We start from the raw sequence: 13,972 nt of genomic DNA on the forward strand, positions 1-13,972 counted from the left end.
GGACTTCTCTCAGTTCAAGCGGGTCGACGGAGTGGGGACGGCCTGGTCGTAGAGGGACGCCAACTGCCGGGCGCTGCGCGCGATGTCGTAGTGGCGGGCGGCCTCCGGCACCGGGAGCCGGGCGGGCCGGGCCGCCGCCAGGTCACGGAGGGCGGCGGCCAGTTCGGGCGCGGACCCGCCGGTCCGGCGCGCGCCCGGGGCCGCGTCCGCCGGCAGGTCCTCGATCGCCGGGCAGGCCGCGTACAGGACGGGCAGGCCCGCCGCGAGCGCCTCGACGACCGCGAGCCCGAAGGCCTCGTCGGGGGAGGCGGACACGAAGACGTCCATGGCGGCGAGCAGTCCGGGCAGCGAGGGCCCGGTCGAGCCGGCGGGCGGCGGGTCCTCGCAGGCCCCGGTGAGCAGTACCCGGTCGGCCGCCCCCAGTCGCCGGGCGAGCCGCAGCAGCCCCTCCCGCTCGCTGCCCTCCCCGACGAGCAGCAGCCGGGCCTCCGGGACCGCCGCCACCGCCCGTACGAGCAGGTCGAACCGCTTCCCCGGGGCCAGCCGCCCCACCCCGCCGACGACGTGCGCGTCCTCGGGGAGGCCGAGCGCCGCCCGGGTCCGGCGGCGGGCGTCCGGGTCGAAGGCGAACCGGCCGGTCTCGATGCCGTTCGGCACCACCCGGATGCGCTCCTCGGGCACCCCCCAGTCCGCGAGCCGCCGGGCCACGCTGGGCGAGACGGCGACCGTGGAGGTGCCCAGCCGCTCGGAGGCCAGGTACAGGGCGCGGGTGCCCGCCGACAGCGGCCGGCCCTCGATCTGGTGCGCGCCGAGCGAGTGTTCGGTGGCGACGATCCGGCGCACCCCGGCGATCCGGGCCGCCGCCCTGCCGTACACGCACGCCCGGTACAGGTGCGTGTGCACCAGGTCGTAGCGGCCCTGCCGGACGACCCGGGCGAGCCGGGGGAGGGCGCCGAGGTCGCGGTTGCCGGTCATGCCCAGGTGGGTGACGGGGGTGCCGTCCGCCTCGATGCCCGCGGCGACCGCGCCCGGGTTGGTGAGCGTCACCACCCGGCCCTGGACGGGCAGGTGGCGCAGCAACAGCCGGAGCTGCTGCTCGGCGCCGCCGATGCCGAGCCCCGTGATGACGTGCAGGACCCTCATCGCGCACCGACCACGGCCGGGGCGTGCGCGGCGGGGACCGCCAGGTCGGCGGGCCGGCGGCGGCGCAGCGGGTGCAGCACGCGCTTGGCGGCGAGCCGCCAGGCGGTGTCGTTCTCGCCGATGTGGACGCGGGGCAGGGCGTACGCGCCGGTGTACGGGCCCGGGTCGATCGCGCAGGCGTAGCGGTAGCCGGCCCGGCGCACGGCCCGCATCGCACGCGGGTCGACCCGCCCGTACGGGTAGCAGAAGCCCCCCACCGGACGGCCCGTCATCTCCTCCAGGAGCTCGCGGCTGCGCAGGGTCTCGGCGGCGAGCGTCCGGTCGTCGGCCTCGGGCAGCGCCACGTGCGTCAGGCCGTGCGAGCCGATCTCCATCCCGGCGTCGGAGATCCGCCGGATCTCCTCCCCCGACAGCAGCCGCTTGCGCGGACCGGCCGTGTCCCAGCCGTTCTCGCCGCCGAGCCGGCCCGGCAGGACGTACACCGTGGCCGTGAAGCCGTGGCGGCGCAGCAGCGGGAGCGCCGAGTCGACGAAGTCGGCGTAGCCGTCGTCGAAGGTCAGGCCCACCAGGCCCTTGGCGCGCCCCTGGGCGGTGGCGGCCAGCAGCTCGCCCACCGACACCCCGCGCAGCCCCCGGTCGCCCAGCCAGCGCAGCTGCCGGTCGAAGCGCGCCGGGGAGACGGTCACCCGGTACGGGTCATCGGCGGTGTCCGTGATCGAGTGGTACATCGCCACCCACAGGGGAGGCCTTCCCCGCGGGGGCAGGGCGCTTCGCGGGGGAAGGCTCCCTCGTGGGGAAAGGGTTCCCCGCCGGGGCAGGCTCCTTCCCAGGGGCGGTTTCGGCAGCAGACGGCTCAGCGCGGTGACGGCGGGCATGGGGGGTCCTCCGATAGGCGGAGCGGGGAAGGGAGGGAAGGCCGGACGCCTCGGGGGCGCAGGCCAGGAAGAGCACGAGGACGCCGGTGGCGGCGAGGGCGGCGACGGCGACGGCGGGGACGGCGGGGCCGATCGAGGCCGAGCAGAGCCAGCCGGCCCCGGTGGCGCCCGCACCGGCGGCGGCGAGCCGGAGCAGGTGGGTGCCGAGCCGGCCGGCCCGGACCGGGACGGACTGGCGGTGCGCGCCCCGCAGGAGCAGGACGGCGGTCAGGGTGATGCCGAGCGCGTTGGCGGCGGCGATGCCGACCGCGCCCCAGTACTGGGCGCCGGGCATGCCCGCGGCACCGGTCGCGACGAGCCCCGCGCCCATGGCGGCGGCCGGGTACCAGAGCGGGCGGGCGGCGGAGAAGTAGCAGCGGACCAGGGCGCCGACCATCGTCTGGCCCAGCAGTCCGAGGGCGTACACCCGCATGACGGCGGCGGTCGCGGTGGTGTCGGCGACCCCGAACTCGCCCCGCTCGAAGAGCAGTTCGACGATCCTGGGGGCGGCGGCGATCACCGTCGCGGCCCCGGCGAGCACCACGACGGCGGCGAGCAGCAGGTCCCGCTCGACCCGGTGGCGGGCCGTCTCCTCGTCGCCCGCCGCGAGGGCGCGCGCGACCACGGGGAAGCTGACCGTGCACAGCATCAGGGAGAGGATCATCGGCAGCTGCGCGACCTTCTGCGCGTAGTTCAGGTGCGAGATGGCCCCGGCGGGCAGCGGAGAGGCGAGGAACCGCTCGATCAGCGTCTGCGACTGGCGGCACAGCGAGAACGCGACGACCGGTGCGATCAGGCCGAGCACCAGGATCCGCCCGTCCTGCCCGCCCCGGGACGCGGACGCCCGCGGCGGCGCGGGTACGGGGCCGGAGCGCAGCTCCCGTACGAGGGAGGGCACCTGGACCAGGACCATCAGGACCCCGCCGACCGCGACCCCGGCGGCGGCCGACCGCACCCCCCAGGGCTCGCGGAGCACCAGGATCGTGCCGATGATCCCCACGTTGTACGCCGTGTAGATCAGGGCCGGCGGCAGGAAGCGGCCGTGCGCGCGCAGCGCGGCCGAGCAGTAGCCGACCAGGGCGAACGAGAGCACGCAGGTCGCGGTGAGGCGCGTGCAGTCGACCGCGAGCGCCGGGTCGGGGAGGCCGGGGGCGAGGACCGCGACGAGCAGCGGGGCGGCGGCGACGAGGACGGCGGCGGCGAGCCCGACGGTGAGGGTGAGCCGGGGGAGCGTCCCGCGCACGAGCGCGCGTACCGGGTCGCCGAGCGCGCCGTCGCCGCGCCGGGCCAGGGCGCGGGAGAACGCGGGCACCAGGATCAGGGCCATCGCGTCCTCGATGAGCAGCGTCGAGGCGAACTCGGGGACCGTCCACGCCACCAGGAACGCGTCGGTGGCGGCCCCGGCCCCGAAGTACCCGGCCAGGATCTGGTCCCGTACGAGCCCGAGCACCGCCCCGACGGCGGTGAGCCCCGCCGTCACGGCCGCCGCCTTCGCCAGGAACCCGCGCCCCTGGGGCCTGTCGGCCCGCGCCCCGCGCGCGCGTGCGTGGGCGCGGCGGCCGGTGCGGGGCCGTGCCGTCGTCGGCTGCGGGGCGGTGGTCGGCTTGGCGGTCGCGGTCGCGGTCGTGGTCGTGCCCTCGGACCGATGGCGTACGGCGATACGGCGGGCCCCGGCGAGGCCGCCCGCGGGCGGGGCGCTGTCGAACGGGCCGCCGCCGGGGTGGCGCTCGGCTTCGGGAGCCCACGCCGCCGCCCCGCCCGTCGGGGACGCCCCGCCGGGCCACGGCGCCGCGTCCCCCGCCCCCGGCAGCACGACGGCCCCCGGCGTCCACGGGGAGTCCGTGGGGCTCAGGGGCGGGGTCGACCAGGGGTCGGTCAGCGGGGCGCCGCAGGGCTGCCGGGGCGAACGGCCCGGCCACGGCGCGGGGCGCGGCCCGTCGGACCGCGCCGGGTCCACGGGTCTCACGTCCCCCGGCCCCGCCGGCCCCGTCCACCCCGCGTCCGTGGGCTCCGGTTCCGCGGCCCACGGGTCACGCACGCCTCGCCTCCACCAGCGACCACCAGGCCGCCAGGCCGAGCACGACCGACATCAGGACCGTCGAGGGGCCGCCGATGTCCGCGTAGAAGAAGTCGGTGAACTGCCAGACGAGCAGGCCGGTCGCGACGAGCGCGCAGTCCGCGCCGGCGCCGGACCCGGGGCCGAAGCCGCCCCGCCGCCGCAGCGCCCCCACGAGCAGCGCCGTCCAGCTCCCGACCAGGGCCAGCAGCCCCACCAGACCCTGCTCGCTCAGGACCAGCAGGTACATGTTGTGCGGGGAGAGCAACGGCTGCCGCTGGAAGGCCGCGCCCGCGCCCGCCGTGTCGCTGCCCGAGGAGAGCGCGACCGAGGCGTGCGCGTCGCGGTACTGCGGGAAGCCCTTCAGACCGACGCCGGTGAGCGGTTCCGCGCGCCACATCTCCCCGGCCGCCGCCCACATCGTGTACCGGTCCGTCACCGACTGGTCCGGCGCCGCCGTCACCCGCGTGATGCTGGCGACCCGCTCCTCCACCAGGTCCGAGCCGATCCCGAGGCCGCCGACGAGGACCACCCCGAGCGCCCCCGCCGCGAGCCCGACCCGCACCGCCCGCCGCGCCCCCGCCAGGAGCAGCTGGAGCGCGCAGGCGACGGCGGTCGCGATCCACGCGCCCCGGCTGAAGGAGAGGACCAGCGGGAGGAACAGCAGCCCCGCGCAGACCAGGGCCGCCGTCCGGGCCCGCCCGGGACCGCTGCCGAGCGCGATCCCGGTGACGACGACGAGCCCGTACGAGACGACGGTCGCCATGCCCATCACGTCGGTCGCCCCGAACGTGCCGACCGCCCGGACGTCCTCGCCCTGGTACGAGGCGCCCGTGCCGGTCAGGTACTGGGCGACGCCCACCGCGCCCTGGAGCAGCGCGAGCCCGACCAGGGCCCAGGCGACCACGGCGAAGTCCCGCCGGTCGCGGACCGTCAGGACCACGGCCGCCGGGACCAGGACGAAGACCTGCACGTAGCGGGCGACGCCCGGCAGGCTCGACGCCGGGTCGTTCGAGGTGATCGCGGCCAGGCAGATCCCGAGGACCGGGAGGCCGAGGACGAAGGCCGCCGTACGGGTCAGGGGCCGGGCCCCGCCGCGCACCACCCGTACCAGGCAGACCAGCACGAGGAGCCCGGAGGCCGCGTCGGCGACCGTGCCCGTGCCGCCGGTGCCGCCCTGCGCGCCCCCGCCGCCGGGGACGAGCAGCAGCGCGACCACGGCGAGGACCGGGGAGAGCGCCCCGGCCCTGCGGAGCAGGTCCCGCGCGCCCGGGCCGACCACGGGCAGCGTCGCGGCCGTGGCCATCCTCAGCTCCCCGTGGGTCGGACGAGCTCGGCGGCGGTGCGAAGCAGGATGCAGACGTCCTGCCAGAGCGACCAGTGGTCGATGTAGTGGTTGTCGAAGCGGCAGCGGTCCTCGATCGAGGTGTCGCCGCGCAGCCCGTGCACCTGCGCCAGCCCGGTGAGCCCCACCGGCATCCGGTGGCGGGCCGCGTACCCGGCGTGGATCTTGCTGAACTGGGCGACGAAGTACGGGCGTTCCGGCCGGGGCCCGACCAGGCTCATGTCCCCGCGCAGCACGTTCCACAGCTGCGGCAGCTCGTCGAGCGAGGTCTTCCGCAGGAAGCTCCCGGCCGCGCTCATCCGCCGGTCGCCCGCCACGTTCCAGCGGGTCGCCGACTCGGTGTCGTCCGAGGGGCGGAGCGTACGGAACTTGAGCAGCGTGAAGTGGCGCCCGTGCTGGCCGACCCGCTCCTGCCGGAACAGGACGCCGGGGCCGTCCGAGAGGCGCACGGCGAGCGCGCAGAGCAGCAGTACGGGCAGCGCGAGGACGAGCGCGGGGGCGGCGAGGGCGATGTCCAGGGCCCGCTTGGCGGTGAGGCCGCGCCGCTCGTCCAGCGGGACGATCCGGTGCCAGGCGTACCCCCACATGTGCTCGCCCATCGGCCCGTCCCGGTGCCGGCCGCCGACCCGCCAGGTCGTGCAGCCGTACTGCTGGAAGAGGGTCACCAGGCCCGGGTCGTCGTCCAGGAAGACCGCGTCGCGCACGGTGTTCTGGATGACGGCCCGGTGGATCTCCTCGGTCGTGGTGAGCACCGGGAGCCCGGCCTCCCCGGACGTCCGGACGCCGCCGCCCTGCTCGGGCACGCCGACGATCCCGACCGGCCGCACCCCGTACTCCGGGTGCTGGACGGCCGCCGCCGCGAACCGGCGCGCGTCCCCCGTCCCGCCGACGACCAGCGCCGACCGGGGGTGGGCCCGCGCCACCCGGCGCCGCCGGCCGATGACGAGGGCGCGGACCGCGCAGACGAGGAGGACGTGGACGGCGTACGCGGCGCAGAGCCGCAGCGGTCCGATCGCCAGGTGCGGGGAGTACGCGGCGACGCCCGCCGCCGCCAGGCACCAGGCGACCCCGGCGCGGGAGGCGAGCGCGGGCAGCTCGTCCAGGGCCCGGACGTGCGCGGCGGGCCGGTGGAGCCCCGCGTGCCCGTCGAGGACCAGGACGAGCGCCAGGACCGGCAGGACGAGCCGGAGGTCGTGGTGCGCCGCGCTCAGGACCGAGGCGGCCGCGACGACCGCCAGGACGTCGACCGCCACGAGCGGCGCCGCGCCGGACCGGGTACGGGGCCGGGGGCGGCGTCGGTGCGGCGTCGCGACCCGGCCGGGGGCGCCGCGGGGCGGCGCGAGGGAGGCGAGGCCGAAGGCCTGGCCCTGGGCCGCCGTGGGCCAGGGGCCCGGTGAGGAGGGGACGCTGGTGCTTTCCGTGGTCACTGTGCGATCGGCTCTCTGTGCTCGGCCCCCCGCACTCCGGCCAGCTCGCGGTAGACGTCCGCGACGGCCGCGCCGGTGCGCCGGACATCGAAACTGCTGAGTACGTGCGCGTGGGCCTCCCGGCCCAGGCGGTGCCGCAGCTCCGGCCTGCCGAGGAGGCGGCCGAGGGCGGCGGCGAGCGCGGCCGGGTCCTCGGGCGGGACCAGGCACAGGGGTTCGTGGGCGGGCGGCAGGCTCTCCCGGGCCCCGTCCACGTCGCTGACGACGACGGGCCGGCCGCTGGCCATGGCCTCCAGGGGCGCGAGCGCCATGCCCTCCCAGCGGGACGGCAGGACGACCACGTCGGCGGCCCGGTACCAGGGGGCGGTGTCCCCGACGTCCCCGGCGAACCGCACCGAGGGTCCGGCGGCGGCCCGCAGCCGCTCCGCGTCCGGGCCGTCGCCGACCAGGACGAGCCGGGCCGCGGGCACCTCCGCGAGGACGGCGGGCCAGGCGGCGAGCAGCACGTCCTGCCCCTTCTGGCGGCAGAGCCGGCCCACGCAGACGACCGTGGGGGCCGGGTTGCGGGGCGGCCCGTCGCTCGCGAACCGGACCGTGTCCACGCCGTTGTGGACGACCGACCAGTCCGCCTCGACCCCGGCCGCCTCGCCGGTGCGCCGCTCGGCCTCGCTCACGCAGAGGATCCGGTCGGTCCAGCGGGCGCCGAACCGCTCCCAGCGCCGGGCGAGCGCGGCGGTCGTCCCCCGTACGGCCTCGAAGGACCAGGCGTGCGGCTGGTACACCGTGGGGATCCGGCCCCGCACGACGAGCCGGGCGCACAGTCCCGCCTTGGCGCTGTGGGCGTGGACGAGGTCGGGCCCGACGGCGCGGACGAGCCGGGCCAGGGAGGCGGTCTCGCGGACGAGGGCGGGCCCCGGGTCGCGGCCGGCCCGCCAGTCGTGGACCTCGGCCCCCTCGGCGCGCACGGCGGCGGAGAGGACGGTGTCGGGCGGGCAGGCGACGGCGACCCCCAGGCCGGCGGCGCGCTGGGCGCGCACGAGGTCGGCGACGACGCGGGCGACCCCGCCGTCGCCGGGCTGGACCGCGTGCAGGACGGTGACGGACCCCGGGTCCGTGGTGCGTGGTGACAGCACGTCAGCTCCGTACGTCCGCCCGGGCGGCCGACGTGCCGCGGGGCACGGCAAGAACCGCTGAATTCCGCATACAGGTTCTCCGCTTTGCTGAGAGAAGGAAGGGAAGACCCGCGAAGGCCGGGAAGGGAGAAGGTGTCGTCCGCACGAAAGGAGTGAACGCGCGGCAGGCCCGGAAGCAACGTTCGGGAAAGTTATAACCCCGGATCGGACCGATATTAAGCATGAGATGCCCGGCAAAGCTAACTCCCGTATCCGAGTGGCCCGTTACTCGTTGTGCGTGTTGCGCCATTCCGCGCCCGGACGCCCGCCCGGCCCTCTTGCGGCCCGGAGAACGGCCGGACGTCACCCGTTCGGGAGAGCAACCGATGGAAATCGGCGGCGTTGTTGAGGGAGTCGGACCGTTCAGTCCGTGCAGTCCGAGCCGTATGAATTCGATCGAGGAGCACTTCTCCATGTCCCGTATCGCCAAGGCCGTTGTCCTGACCGCGAGCGCCGCCGCGGCCGTCGCCGGTACCGCGGGTGCCGCCGTCGCCGACGCCGGCGCCGAGGCCGCGGCCGTGCACTCCCCCGGCGTCCTCTCGGGCAACGTCGCCCAGGTCCCGGTCCACATCCCGGTCAACGTCTGCGGCAACACCGTCGACGTGATCGGTCTGCTGAACCCGGCCTTCGGCAACGTCTGCGCCAACGACTGATCCGGCACGTCCGTTCGGTCCTTTCGAGGCCGGTGCGCCCGCTCCCGCCAGGGACGGGCGCACCGGCTTCTTCCTTGTCGTGGGGGGCGGCACTCGCTCGGGCGCACTTCCGCGCGCCGCCCGGTGCAACGGCGTACGCCCCTTTCCGGAGCAGGTCGGAAGGGTGGATTCACCCGAACGGATGCGTGGCGCTCAGTAGTTCTGCGGTCGCGGAGGGCTATAGCCGCAGGCCTCCCCGGGTGACGCCGACCCGGCTCGCGAGAAAGGGGAACGCGTGTGCGGCCGGCATGCGGCGCCGGATCACCGATCGGGTGCAGTGCCGAGAAATCCTTCCTCCCGGAGTTTCCGGGAAGCGCACTTCTCGTTACAGAAGCAGAACGCCGTACGGGATTCGACCGAGAAGTCCGTACGGGAAGTGACGTAAAGCCAGAGGAAGGATTCACCCCATGAAGCCCACCAAGGTCGCCGCGGTCGTCGCCGGTTCGCTGATGGCCCTCGGTGCCGCCGCGCCCGCCATGGCCACGGAGGCGCTCACCCCCACCAGCCTGAACGGCGGCCTGGAGGCCATCGCCGCCAACGGCCTGAAGACGGACGTGCTGAGCAGCACCACGGAGGGCTCCCCGGTGAAGACCGTCACGGACACGGCGACCCAGCTGAACGAGACCACCAAGGGCGCGCCGCTGCTCGGCGGCCTCCCGCTCCCCGCCGGCCTTCCGCTGGGCGGCTGACCCCACATCAGTACGGGCTGCCCCCACGGGCATTCCGGAGGCCTTCGTGCCCCGTTCCCCACGGTCGGCTGATCGAATGATTTTCAGATGATCTGCCGTGTGGCCCATGCTCCACGCCCCGCTCCGGCTCCTACTCTCTCGCCAGTCCCACGCGCACGTCGGTGGGTACCAGGCCGGTCGGAGCGAGGGGGAGCCTCGTCGGCCTCTCCTTTTCTCAGAGGAAGAGCGGTATGCGGTCCATCATCAGCAGGAAAGTACTCACCGCGGCGGCAGCGACCGGAATCCTGTCGCTGAGCGGCGGATTCGCCCTTGCCGCAGGCTCCCAGCCGGGCGCGGGCGACGGACCGGGACCGGCCGCGGCCGGCCACGTCCAGGGCCCCCTGTCGGCGGACGTCTGCGACCGGATCGCGGGGAAGGGCGCCGCCGCGGCGGCGGCCGTCGGCCACCTCTGCGGTCACCAGGGAGGCCACGGCGACGGCTACGGGCAGGGCGACGACGGGTACGGCGAGGACGACGGCGGCTACGGCGAGGAGCCGTCGCACCCGCCGACGACGCCCCCCACCAAGCCGCCGACCACGCCACCGACCAAGCCGCCGACGACCCCGCCGACGACGCCTCCCACCAAGCCGCCCACGACGCCTCCCACCACTCCGCCGACGACGCCTCCCACCAAGCCGCCCACGACGCCTCCCACCACTCCGCCGACGACGCCGCCGACCAAGCCGCCGACGACGCCCCCCACCACTCCGCCGACGACGCCTCCCACCACGCCACCGACCAAGCCGCCGACGACCCCGCCGACGACGCCTCCCACCACTCCGCCGACGTACCCGCCCAAGCCGGACGACTGCGAGCACCCCAAGCCCGGTCAGCCGAAGCCCAGCTGCGGTCCCACGCCGCCGCCGCCGACGACGCCTCCCACCAAGCCGCCGACGACGCCGCCGACCACACCTCCCACGACCGCCCCGCCCACGGTCCCTCCGTCGACGACGCCTCCCGCCACCCCGCCGACGAAGCCCCCCACCACCCCGCCGCAGCTCCCCGAGACCGGTAGCGAGCCCGCGCTCATGGGGGCGGCCGCGGTCAGCGCCGCGCTCGTCATCGGCGGTGCCGTGGTCTACGTCCGCGCCGGACGGCGGTTCGCACGCCGCCACTGACCCTCCGCGGGGCTGCCGGACCTCACCCCGCCGCGGGTCGCGGCCTGTTCGTCCCGACCCCGACCGGCACCCCGGACTCCCGGCTCGGCCCGGCGCCCGGAGGACACCGGCCGGCCGGGTGAAGGGACGGGTCTTCCCGTCACCCGTCCCACCCGTCACCCCGGCGGGCCGTCGATCGTTGCAGAAGAAGGCTTGTCGCATGGCCGCGGTCCGCGGACCGGAGCCGTTCCGCCGTATCCGGCGGCGGACGGAATTCCGGTCCGCGGGCCATTTTTTCTTTTTTCCTTCTTCCCGTTCGGCCCAATGCCCGTGACCCGTGTCCCCGACCGGCGTTGAACGGACATGACGGCCGTGATTCCTGCGGTCGCTTTCCACGTCCAAGGAGTTCTTGATGTCTCGCATCGCGAAGGCTGCCGCTGTTCTCGCCGGCACGGGTGCCGTTGCCCTCAGCGGAGCCGGCCTGGCCGTCGCCGACTCGGGCGCCGAGGCCGTCGCCGCCCACTCGCCCGGTGTCGCCTCCGGCAACGTCCTCCAGGTCCCGGTCCACGTCCCGGTCAACCTCTGCGGCAACACCGTCAACGTCATCGGCCTGCTGAACCCGGCGTTCGGCAACACCTGCGCCAACGTCAGCGACGGCGAGGACCGCGAGGACGAGGGCGGCTACGGCGGCTGACCCCCTCCGCCTCCCCCGCACGTGTCCCCCCGGCCCGACAGGACCGGGGGGACACGCGCGTACGGGCCCGTGCGCGGCGGCTCAGGCGTACCGGTAGATCCGGCTGTGGTCGAACATCGAGGCCGGGGTCACCCCCCACGGCGCCATCGGCTGGTGCCGGGCGACCACCTTGCGGTACTGCCCGTCGCCCAGCGGCGGCGGCTCCGCCGGCAGGTAGGCGGCCCCGGGGTTGCGCTGCTGCCAGCGGGACCAGACCAGGTCCACGAAGGCGTGGTGCAGCCAGAAGACCGGATCGTTCACGGAGCCGCCGCCGAGCATCAGGCCGCCGACCCAGCGGTGCACCCGGTTGTGGATCCGGAACCGGTCGTTGCCCTGCCCCGAGGCCCAGCCCTCCAGACGGTTGCGGAAGCCGGACGGGCTGGTCGAGTTCCAGGGCGTCACGTCGTACACCCGTTCCCTCATCACCTCCTCCAGCTGGGCCTGGGTGGGGAGCGTGATCGGGTCGCGGGGGCGCCCGAAGTCCCTGGTCAGGAAGCGGCCCTCGGTCATCGACTGGGTGATGTTCCAGCGGCCGGAGGAGTGCGCGAAGGGGCCGGTCATCACCTGGAGGTCGGACCGGCGCCCGTTGCCGCCCATGAAGTCCTCGTTCCAGATCGAGGAGGCCGGGCTGTTGTCCCGGGTCCAGTCCCAGTACGGGACGGTCACCGTGGGGTCGATCCGGCGCAGCGCCGTCTCGAACTCCAGGAGGAACTTCCGGTGCCACGGCAGGAAGCTCGGCGTCATGTGCGCGACCCGCAGCCTGCCCTCCCCGTCGGCCACGTAGTAGTCGATGTGGGTGCGGACGAAGCGGTCGTACGCCCCGGTGCGCTTGAGCTCCAGGACGGCGGCGACGAACGTGCGGCGCTCGGCGCCGGTCAGGTCGCGCTGGTTCTTACGCGTGTACACCACGCGGGCTCCCTCCCGTCGGGTCCGTGGGGGTGCCGTGGGCGCCCGCGAGGGGGGAGAGCGGGGCGGTGCCCATCTCGTCCACGGCCGCGCGGACCGCCGCCAGGGGCGTCGGACAGGACTCGTAGTGGTCGATCGGAGTGACGTAGCCGCCGTCGGCGCAGCGCATCAGGTGCAGCGGCCGGCCGTCGACGAGGGCCGCCGGTTCGCCGCCGGGGCCGGAGAAGCCGAGGATGCGGCGACCCCCGTACATCTCGTCGAAGGCGTGCGGGTCGTCGGCGCGCGGGCCGTCCGGACCTCCGGCCGGGGCGCGGAGCGCGATGCGCCCGAGGGCGCCGCCCGTGAATGCGGTGACGGCCAGGGCGAAGAGGGACCGCAGTGCGACGCGGCGCGGGACGATCATCGGTGATCTCCAGGGGGTCGGCTGGGGGTCCCCCCGCCGCAGGTAGGGGGAGCCTTCAGAGCACAACGATGAAATCCCGGGTTCGTTGCGGCGGAAATGCCAGTGGCGTGAATGTCGGCCGTTCGGGTGAAAGGCGCGCGGGGAAAGGGGGGTTGGAGCACTAGCATCCGATTCATGACCACTTCCAACGTCGTGTCCTCCGCGCGCAGCGCCTCTCCGCTGGGAACCCTCACGGTGATTCCGTGGTCCAGCGAGCCCTCCGCCGAATCGGCGGGCACGCCGTTCCTCATGGCGTACTCGCTCGGCGACGGCCGGGACGGCCCGGAGGCCGGTCAGCAGGCGATGCGGGCCGCCCTGGAGGCCATGGGCCTCTCGGTCGGCGACCGGCTCTTCGACCTGGAGCGGGACACCGGGATCAACGCCTCGCTGCTCGTCGAGGGCGGCTCGGCCGTGCTCAGCCTGCCCTTCCTGAAGGTGCAGTGCCCGGTGCCGGACGAGTGGCAGGCGGCCGCCCGCGAGAGCGGCAAGGTCTATCTGATCTGCTCGGTGCGGCCCTGGCCCGAGGCGGTTCCCGGGCGGCCCGTCGAGGAGGCGCGGCTGCGGGCCTTCGTCTCGGACGAGGAGATGCTCGCGGACAGCGCCCACGTCCTGATGCCGGTCCGCCGCGTCCAGGGCTGAGCGGAAGAACCGGGAAGAGGGGTCGCGCCATGGCGACGGTGGACGTACGGGGCGTGGTGCCGGGACAGCGCCGGGAGGAGGCCTCCCGGGAGGCGGGCGGACCGGTCGGCGCGGGCCGGGGCCTCGCCTGGCTCCTGGTCGTCACCGGCGCGGCGGGCGTCCTGGCCGGCTGGGTGATCACGCTCGACAAGTTCAAGCTCCTGGAGGACCCGGGCTTCACCCCGGGGTGCAGCCTGAACCCGGTGGTCTCCTGCGGCAGCGTCATGAAGAGCGAGCAGGCGGCGGTGTTCGGGTTCCCCAACCCGATGCTCGGGCTCGTCACGTACGCCGTCGTCGTCGCCATCGGGGCCGGGCTGCTCGCCGGGGCCCGCCACCGGGGCTGGTTCTGGCTCGGCCTGAACGCCGGGACGCTCTTCGGGGTCGGCTTCTGCACCTGGCTGATGCACCAGTCGCTGTACGAGATCAACGCGCTCTGCCTGTGGTGCTGCCTGGCCTGGACCGCGACGATCCTGATGTTCTGGTCCGTCACCGCGCACAACGTGCGGACCGGGGTGCTGCCCGCGCCGGCGGGGGTGCGGACCTTCTTCGGAGAGTTCGCCTTCGCCCCGCCCCTGCTGCACCTCGGGATCGTCGGGATGCTGATCCTGACCCGGTGGTGGGACTTCTGGACGAGCTGAC

General features: G+C 75.2%; 14 protein-coding genes. 6 read left to right on the top strand and 8 right to left on the bottom strand.

The window, feature by feature from the left end:
- Positions 1–9 precede the first annotated feature (9 nt).
- The 6 genes from OO47_RS19635 to OO47_RS19660 form a co-directional block, all read right to left on the bottom strand.
- The gene (locus tag OO47_RS19635; RefSeq protein WP_030217129.1) at positions 10–1,143 is read right to left on the bottom strand and encodes a glycosyltransferase; all 1,134 of its coding nucleotides are present in this window, start codon (positions 1,141–1,143) and stop codon (positions 10–12) included.
- On the bottom strand, positions 1,140–1,871 hold the full coding sequence (locus tag OO47_RS19640) for a polysaccharide deacetylase family protein (protein WP_051716172.1): 732 nt from the start codon (positions 1,869–1,871) through the stop codon (positions 1,140–1,142). Before OO47_RS19640 ends, OO47_RS19635 begins: the two co-directional genes overlap by 4 nt.
- Complete coding sequence (murJ, locus tag OO47_RS19645; protein WP_234323232.1) at positions 1,840–4,014, bottom strand: murein biosynthesis integral membrane protein MurJ; 2,175 nt, start codon at positions 4,012–4,014, stop codon at positions 1,840–1,842. The genes OO47_RS19640 and murJ overlap by 32 nt, the downstream gene beginning before the upstream one ends.
- Positions 4,015–4,087: 73 nt before the next feature.
- Entirely contained in the window at positions 4,088–5,419 is a 1,332-nt protein-coding gene (locus tag OO47_RS19650) for an O-antigen ligase family protein (protein ID WP_030217137.1), read from the bottom strand.
- Between the two features lie 2 nt (positions 5,420–5,421).
- Positions 5,422–6,885, bottom strand: coding sequence for a sugar transferase (locus OO47_RS19655; RefSeq protein WP_030217140.1), 1,464 nt, complete (start codon positions 6,883–6,885; stop codon positions 5,422–5,424).
- Entirely contained in the window at positions 6,882–8,018 is a 1,137-nt protein-coding gene (locus OO47_RS19660; protein ID WP_030217141.1) for a glycosyltransferase, read from the bottom strand. The genes OO47_RS19655 and OO47_RS19660 overlap by 4 nt, the downstream gene beginning before the upstream one ends.
- 452 nt (positions 8,019–8,470) lie before the next feature.
- Here OO47_RS19660 and OO47_RS19665 point away from each other — a divergent pair, with 452 nt between their 5' ends.
- The 4 genes from OO47_RS19665 (at position 8,471) to OO47_RS19680 (ending at position 11,268) form a co-directional block, all read left to right on the top strand.
- Positions 8,471–8,710 (top strand): chaplin, encoded by a 240-nt coding sequence (locus tag OO47_RS19665; RefSeq protein WP_030217142.1) that lies wholly within the window; start codon positions 8,471–8,473, stop codon positions 8,708–8,710.
- A 446-nt stretch (positions 8,711–9,156) separates the two neighbouring features.
- The gene (locus OO47_RS19670) at positions 9,157–9,438 is read left to right on the top strand and encodes a hypothetical protein (protein WP_030217143.1); all 282 of its coding nucleotides are present in this window, start codon (positions 9,157–9,159) and stop codon (positions 9,436–9,438) included.
- 230 nt (positions 9,439–9,668) lie between these two features.
- A complete protein-coding gene (locus tag OO47_RS37315) occupies positions 9,669–10,595 on the top strand; it encodes a hypothetical protein (RefSeq protein WP_199812315.1) in 927 nt (308 codons plus the stop codon).
- 391 nt (positions 10,596–10,986) lie between these two features.
- Positions 10,987–11,268, top strand: coding sequence for a chaplin (locus OO47_RS19680; RefSeq protein WP_030217150.1), 282 nt, complete (start codon positions 10,987–10,989; stop codon positions 11,266–11,268).
- A gap of 81 nt (positions 11,269–11,349) precedes the next feature.
- Here OO47_RS19680 and OO47_RS19685 read toward each other — a convergent pair whose 3' ends face one another.
- Both OO47_RS19685 and OO47_RS19690 read right to left on the bottom strand, forming a co-directional pair.
- Positions 11,350–12,216, bottom strand: coding sequence for a tyrosinase family protein (locus OO47_RS19685; protein ID WP_030217153.1), 867 nt, complete (start codon positions 12,214–12,216; stop codon positions 11,350–11,352).
- A complete protein-coding gene (locus tag OO47_RS19690) occupies positions 12,200–12,616 on the bottom strand; it encodes a tyrosinase family oxidase copper chaperone (protein ID WP_030217155.1) in 417 nt (138 codons plus the stop codon). Before OO47_RS19690 ends, OO47_RS19685 begins: the two co-directional genes overlap by 17 nt.
- 174 nt (positions 12,617–12,790) lie before the next feature.
- Between OO47_RS19690 and OO47_RS19695 the strand changes: the two genes are divergently transcribed.
- Positions 12,791–13,294: a DUF5949 family protein gene (locus OO47_RS19695; RefSeq protein WP_030217156.1), complete on the top strand. Its 504-nt coding sequence runs from the start codon at positions 12,791–12,793 to the stop codon at positions 13,292–13,294.
- Between the two features lie 29 nt (positions 13,295–13,323).
- Positions 13,324–13,971: a vitamin K epoxide reductase family protein gene (locus tag OO47_RS19700; protein ID WP_030217157.1), complete on the top strand. Its 648-nt coding sequence runs from the start codon at positions 13,324–13,326 to the stop codon at positions 13,969–13,971.
- Position 13,972: the final 1 nt, after the last annotated feature.

This window comes from Streptomyces bikiniensis (assembly GCF_000716625.1).
In the GTDB taxonomy this organism is placed as follows: Bacteria; Actinomycetota; Actinomycetes; order Streptomycetales; family Streptomycetaceae; genus Streptomyces; species Streptomyces bikiniensis.

What these genes read in the sequence shown, in the direction of transcription:
- OO47_RS19635 (WP_030217129.1), bottom strand. Translation starts at nt 1,143, where the DNA reads ATGAGGGTCCTGCACGTCATCACGGGGCTCGGCATCGGCGGCGCCGAG.
- OO47_RS19640 (WP_051716172.1), bottom strand. Translation starts at nt 1,871, where the DNA reads ATGTACCACTCGATCACGGACACCGCCGATGACCCGTACCGGGTGACC.
- OO47_RS19650 (WP_030217137.1), bottom strand. Translation starts at nt 5,419, where the DNA reads ATGGCCACGGCCGCGACGCTGCCCGTGGTCGGCCCGGGCGCGCGGGAC.
- OO47_RS19665 (WP_030217142.1), top strand. Translation starts at nt 8,471, where the DNA reads ATGTCCCGTATCGCCAAGGCCGTTGTCCTGACCGCGAGCGCCGCCGCG.
- OO47_RS19670 (WP_030217143.1), top strand. Translation starts at nt 9,157, where the DNA reads ATGAAGCCCACCAAGGTCGCCGCGGTCGTCGCCGGTTCGCTGATGGCC.
- OO47_RS37315 (WP_199812315.1), top strand. Translation starts at nt 9,669, where the DNA reads ATGCGGTCCATCATCAGCAGGAAAGTACTCACCGCGGCGGCAGCGACC.
- OO47_RS19680 (WP_030217150.1), top strand. Translation starts at nt 10,987, where the DNA reads ATGTCTCGCATCGCGAAGGCTGCCGCTGTTCTCGCCGGCACGGGTGCC.
- OO47_RS19690 (WP_030217155.1), bottom strand. Translation starts at nt 12,616, where the DNA reads ATGATCGTCCCGCGCCGCGTCGCACTGCGGTCCCTCTTCGCCCTGGCC.
- OO47_RS19695 (WP_030217156.1), top strand. Translation starts at nt 12,791, where the DNA reads ATGACCACTTCCAACGTCGTGTCCTCCGCGCGCAGCGCCTCTCCGCTG.
- OO47_RS19700 (WP_030217157.1), top strand. Translation starts at nt 13,324, where the DNA reads ATGGCGACGGTGGACGTACGGGGCGTGGTGCCGGGACAGCGCCGGGAG.